Origin of the sequence: Bartonella sp. DB5-6 (assembly GCF_000278115.1) — a bacterium.
GTDB classification, from domain to species: Bacteria; Pseudomonadota; Alphaproteobacteria; order Rhizobiales; family Rhizobiaceae; genus Bartonella; species Bartonella refiksaydamii.
Map to the genome: position 1 here is coordinate 120,467 of NZ_JH725117.1, position 5,166 is coordinate 125,632.

General features: G+C 40.4%; 4 protein-coding genes and 1 pseudogene. 1 reads left to right on the plus strand and 4 read right to left on the minus strand.

Annotated features, from left to right (window positions below; genetic code table 11):
- Positions 1–166: 166 nt before the first annotated feature.
- Both pal and MCO_RS04375 read right to left on the minus strand, forming a co-directional pair.
- Positions 167–685 (minus strand): peptidoglycan-associated lipoprotein Pal, encoded by a 519-nt coding sequence (pal, locus tag MCO_RS04370; RefSeq protein ID WP_007552850.1) that lies wholly within the window; start codon positions 683–685, stop codon positions 167–169.
- Between the two features lie 189 nt (positions 686–874).
- Complete coding sequence (locus MCO_RS04375) at positions 875–1,564, minus strand: DUF1013 domain-containing protein (RefSeq protein WP_007552852.1); 690 nt, start codon at positions 1,562–1,564, stop codon at positions 875–877.
- Between the two features lie 382 nt (positions 1,565–1,946).
- Here MCO_RS04375 and MCO_RS04380 point away from each other — a divergent pair, with 382 nt between their 5' ends.
- Positions 1,947–2,693 (plus strand): YebC/PmpR family DNA-binding transcriptional regulator, encoded by a 747-nt coding sequence (locus tag MCO_RS04380; protein ID WP_007552854.1) that lies wholly within the window; start codon positions 1,947–1,949, stop codon positions 2,691–2,693.
- A gap of 393 nt (positions 2,694–3,086) precedes the next feature.
- On the opposite strand, the gene tolB is transcribed toward MCO_RS04380, so the two are convergent.
- Entirely contained in the window at positions 3,087–4,409 is a 1,323-nt protein-coding gene (gene tolB, locus MCO_RS04385) for a Tol-Pal system beta propeller repeat protein TolB (RefSeq protein ID WP_371137037.1), read from the minus strand.
- A 54-nt stretch (positions 4,410–4,463) separates the two neighbouring features.
- Positions 4,464–5,166, minus strand: a pseudogene (locus tag MCO_RS04390) (cell envelope biogenesis protein TolA); the annotation flags it as partial.

The following is a 5,166-nucleotide window of genomic DNA, read 5'->3' on the forward strand; positions in this document are numbered from 1 at the left end:
TGTAGAATATTGAGAAGCTTTCCGCGCTGCACTTTGAACAAATGAAGCAGCACAAGCTATGACAATTGCCGTACAAAAAACGGTTTTCCAATTTTGTTTAAGAGACATCCACATGATTTTCTCCCCTCAAGCATCAATCCAATAGTTTAAATAAAAATTTGTTTTTTTAATTACGGTTCATGTTATTAAGCGTTGTAACAGCGCGTCGATTTTGGTTCCAACAAGAAATATCATCACACACTGCCACAGGTCTTTCTTTTCCATAAGAGATTGTTTGAATGCGTTGCGCAGACACTCCAAGAGAAACCAAATAGTTGCGCACAGCAACAGCACGGCGCTGTCCAAGTGCCAAATTATACTCCCGCGTACCACGTTCATCCGCATGACCTTCAATCATAATAGAATAGTAAGGATAACGAAGCAACCATTCCGCTTGACGCATTAAAACACTTTCAGCGTCAGGTTCAATTGAAGAAGAATCGAGACTAAAGAAAACACGATCCCCAACGTTAACAGTAAATTCCTGCCCCAAGCCTGAGGACATCTGATTAAAACCTGTATTATTCAAAGAAGCGCCATTCATACCCCTAAGTGCGGAATTTTTTTTGCCACAACCAACCAAAGATACTGAGAAAAAAAAGACCAACGCTAAAGGATGAAAGATAATATTTCTAGTAAAGCGCATAAACCGATTCTCCTTATTGTAAACATAAAAATTGAAAATACATTCTTTCAATAGCGCTTCAAGAGTAGTCCTTAATTCCTAATGAAAAAAATCTCATTTTTTATCTATCATCTTTTTAAATCTTCGCCGAGCTTTTCATCCACAGCCTTTCAGTACAAATGTAAAATCGCGTCTACACTTACCATCTGTTTATACACCATCCTCACGGCTTTTCTGTAACGCATTGAGTTTGGCAAAAACTTTATCGGCATCAAAACTCTTGTTAAGATCATCTTCACCTTGTCCTTCATTGAGGTCAACATTTTCCGTCACGGATGCTGGAAGCAAAGACTGATCTCCCTCTGCAGAAACAGGACGATTTTTTGCAGCACGCTGGAGTTCGAAATCCAAATCAATTTGTGAACACAACCCCAATCCTACGGGATCAAGCGGAACCAAATTAGCACTGTTCCAGTGGGTTCTAAGGCGAATTTGTTCAATAGTTGCTTTTGTTGTCCCTATCAATCGTGAAATCTGCGCATCTTTTAACTCAGGATGATTTATCACCAACCATAAGATACCGTTTGGACGATCTTGGCGTCGAGAAAGAGGGATATAGCGCGCCCCTTTACGTTTTTTTTCAGGGATACGTACCCTAGACTCAGAAATTCTTAAGCGCGCAGTTTGATCAGCCTCTACCCGTGCAATTTCACTACGCGTCAACTGTCCAGAACTAATTGGGTCTAGGCCTTTAATACCATGAGCAGCATCGCCATCAGCGATAGCTTTCACTTCCAAAACATGCAATTTACAAAATTCTGCAATCTGATCAAAAGAAAGAGCAGTATTATCAACCAGCCAAACAGCTGTCGCTTTAGGCATCAAAAGTTGCGTTGCCATCTTCTATAACATCCTTTTATTCGCCTCTTTATTGCGTTCTTGAGGCAGGTTATTGCCCACTTTAAAAGCAGTGGAGTTGTTATTCTTATATATCAGGTTTCTTTCACTCACTCTTAAAATAAAGCGAGGCATGGAATAATCCACTTTTGCCATGAAATCATATTCTGTTATAACCTGATTTTTGATAAACGACAAGACATCTGTCTTGTAATGATCCTCTACAGAGTATCTTTACCTTTAAGGCAATTTTTTTTATAAAGGATATATTCGATCACTTCACCTCAACACTGCGGCACATTTATTCTGGTGGGATGCGCGTTTCACCGTCTTCAAATTAAAGCAACCCAACGAGAAGAAAAGCCACAAAACTGGAAGAAAAACTATGGCAGGTCATTCACAATTTAAAAATATTATGCACCGTAAAGGGCGTCAAGACGCAATGCGCTCGAAAATATTTTCTAAGCTTGCGCGCGAAATTACAGTTGCAGCCAAACAAGGTGCCCCTGATCCGTCCATGAATCCGCGCTTAAGGCTCGCTGTCCAAAATGCGAAAGCACAATCAATGCCGAAAGACAACATTGAACGCGCAATTAAGAAAGCTTCAGGCAACGATGTTGAACATTATGATGAAGTGCGCTATGAAGGATATGGTCCAGGTGGTGTTGCAGTCATTGTCGAAGCTTTAACAGATAACCGCAACCGCACCGCTTCAAACGTGAGAGCTGCTTTCACAAAATCAGGTGGAGCATTAGGAGAAACAGGTTCCGTGAGCTTCATGTTTAATCGGATTGGTGAAATCATCTATAAACCAGAAGCAGGAACAGCAGACAGCATTATGGACGCAGCAATCGAAGCCGGCGCTGAAGATGTGCAATCAGAAGAGACTGGGCACCACATTACTTGTGCATTTGAAGATATTGGTGAAGTTTCTAAAATGCTCGAAGCAAAACTTGGCGAAGCTCAATCCATCAAAACAGTTTGGAAAGCTATTACCCTTGCGCCAGTAGATGAAGAAAAAGCTTTATCCGTTTTACGACTTATTTCGACATTAGAAGAAGATGATGACGTACAAAATGTTTATGCCAATTTTGATGTCAGTGATGAGATTTTAGCAAAACTGTCTGTATAATTCCCATGCAATCATTATTGGTACGCTCTCTATAAAAGCGTAATTATCTCTCATTTTTTCGCAGCACAATACCTTGATTTTTTCCCTTCACAAAGCCCCGCTCTTGAAGCGGGGCGCCCTATGCAAATTTTTAAAACATTCTCAACAAAAAACGCAAAAGCTCTCTGAATCAAATTTTTTTAAAAATTATTTTTAACGGAAATTTTCCAAGGAAGTTTCATTATTTCTAAACGACAAAAGATGGCGGTTAAAGCTTACAACATATAAAGGCAAATCAATTGCAAAGACAAAAAACCAACCCTCTTAAATCGTAGAGACAACTGTAGTAACGTAGATCTCATGGACTTTCACTCTGTTTGTTATCGAGCGACTTAGTTTTTAAGAGCGCCTTTTCTATTGTATAGCGAGCAATGGCGACCATGCTGGATCAGAAGCATCATTGGGTGTAGGCAACAGGCGTTCATTACGTCCCGTAATGTCAATCGTATAAAGTTTGGGACCCATGCCCGGATTTTTGCGAAAGAACATCAACACGCGGCCATTAGGAGCCCAAGTCGGTCCTTCATTATGAAAACCCGTAGTTAAAATTCTCTCTCCTTGTCCATCGGGGCGCATAACACCGATAGAAAATTGTCCCTCCAATTGTTTTGTAAAGGCGATATAATCACCACGTGGAGACCAAATGGGTGTAGAATAGCTCCCTTCGTTTAAAGAAATACGTTTGACATTGCTACCATCCACATTCATCGTATAGATTTGCGGCTTTCCGCTGCGATCCGATGAAAAAACGATTTGTGTCCCATCGGGCGAATAAGAAGCAGATGTATCAATAACTGAAGTCGCTGTAAGGCGCGTCATTGTGCGGGTACGTAAATCCATAGTGTAAAGGTTTGCGCTCCCATCATTTTGCAACAAACTCATAATCACTTTTTGTCCATCAGAAGAAAAACGCGGAGCGATTGTCATATTGTCAAAAGTTCCTATCAACTCCCTTTGCCCCATTTCAATTTGTTGGAGATAAACATGAGGGACCTGATTGTGCTCGTAAGCCATATAGGTAATTTCTTGTCGTTTAGGTGAAAAACGCGGTGTAAGAATCAGCTCACTGCCATCAGAAATATAGATTAAATTTGCTCCATCTTGATCCATAATTGCTAAACGTTTGATACGTGCATCTTGAGGCCCTGTTTCATCTATAAAAACAATCCGTGTATCAAAATAACCACTTTCCCCTGTCATCTCACTATAGATCTCATCTGCAATCATATGTGCAACACGTCTCCAACGTTCCGTAGCTGTATAAAAACGCCGTCCTTTGAGTTGTCGCTGTCCAAACACATCCCACAAACGAAAATCAACCCTCAATCGTCCATCAGTTTCTCGTAAAACTTGCCCAGCAACCAAACCTTGCGCTTTTATTTGTTTCCAACTAGAAAAACGCGGTTGCTTGTTAGGATTAAAAATCTTTTCAGAAAAAGATTCCTTATCAAGCGGTAAAAAAAGACCTGACCGTTCAAGATCGGCTGTAATCACAGCTGCTATTTTTAATCCAATCGAATCATTAGAAACAAAATCCGTAATTGCAATGGGAATGGGATTAAAGTCAGCACTAGAAATAGTACCTTTCAGCTGCGCATAAGCAGATGAAAAACCTGAAAGCCACAAACCGCAAGTGATAATAAACCAAGAAAAAAAATTATGTCTCGTCTTAGTCATCATGGAATCTATCCTTTGCATTGAACGCATTGAGCGCAAAAATATATCTATATCTCATCGTGTTATTTCTTGAAGGGGATCAACATCAAAATCGAACCCCTGTCCCCACAAATCATATTGATCGCGTGGAAGATCTGTATAAGGTTGGCATGAAAAAACAGCCGCATACACCTGTCTGATCATAATAGCTTGCTGACTCTTAGCACCACTTAAAGGCTCAACAATTGGATCTCCTATAACCATTCCTTCACGGTTTAGATAAAATCGCAAACGCACCACCGGACGGTTTTTTAAATCACCACCAAGAGCCACAAGTTTAAGCTTCTGTTGAATACACCCCCCTGCGATGTTAACCAAAGTTTGTGCCATTTTTGTGGCGTCATCAAGATTTTTTCTTGCCCCCAAAGCTTCTGGTTTACTAGAGCGTTTTGCTCCGCCTCCTTGGCTACGTGCACGATTGAGGAGATTATTTTCTTCCATTGCTAAAATATCTTCAATGATCTGATCAGTCGTTTGGTGATTTTTCCTTTTCTTAGTTTGCACATTTTGGGATTCGGATTTTTTAACAGATCTCGGTTTAAACTGTGGGAAAGGAAATTTATCTGGTAGTGCAATTTGGGGCATTTGTTGGTATGCTGGTGCTGACTCTACAGGCACTTTTTCTATCGTTGGAACCAATTTTTGCGACAATATTATCTCTTCATTTTTGTGTGGCTCTAAAGGCACTTCAGGCACAACCTTCGAAACATCCTCTTGA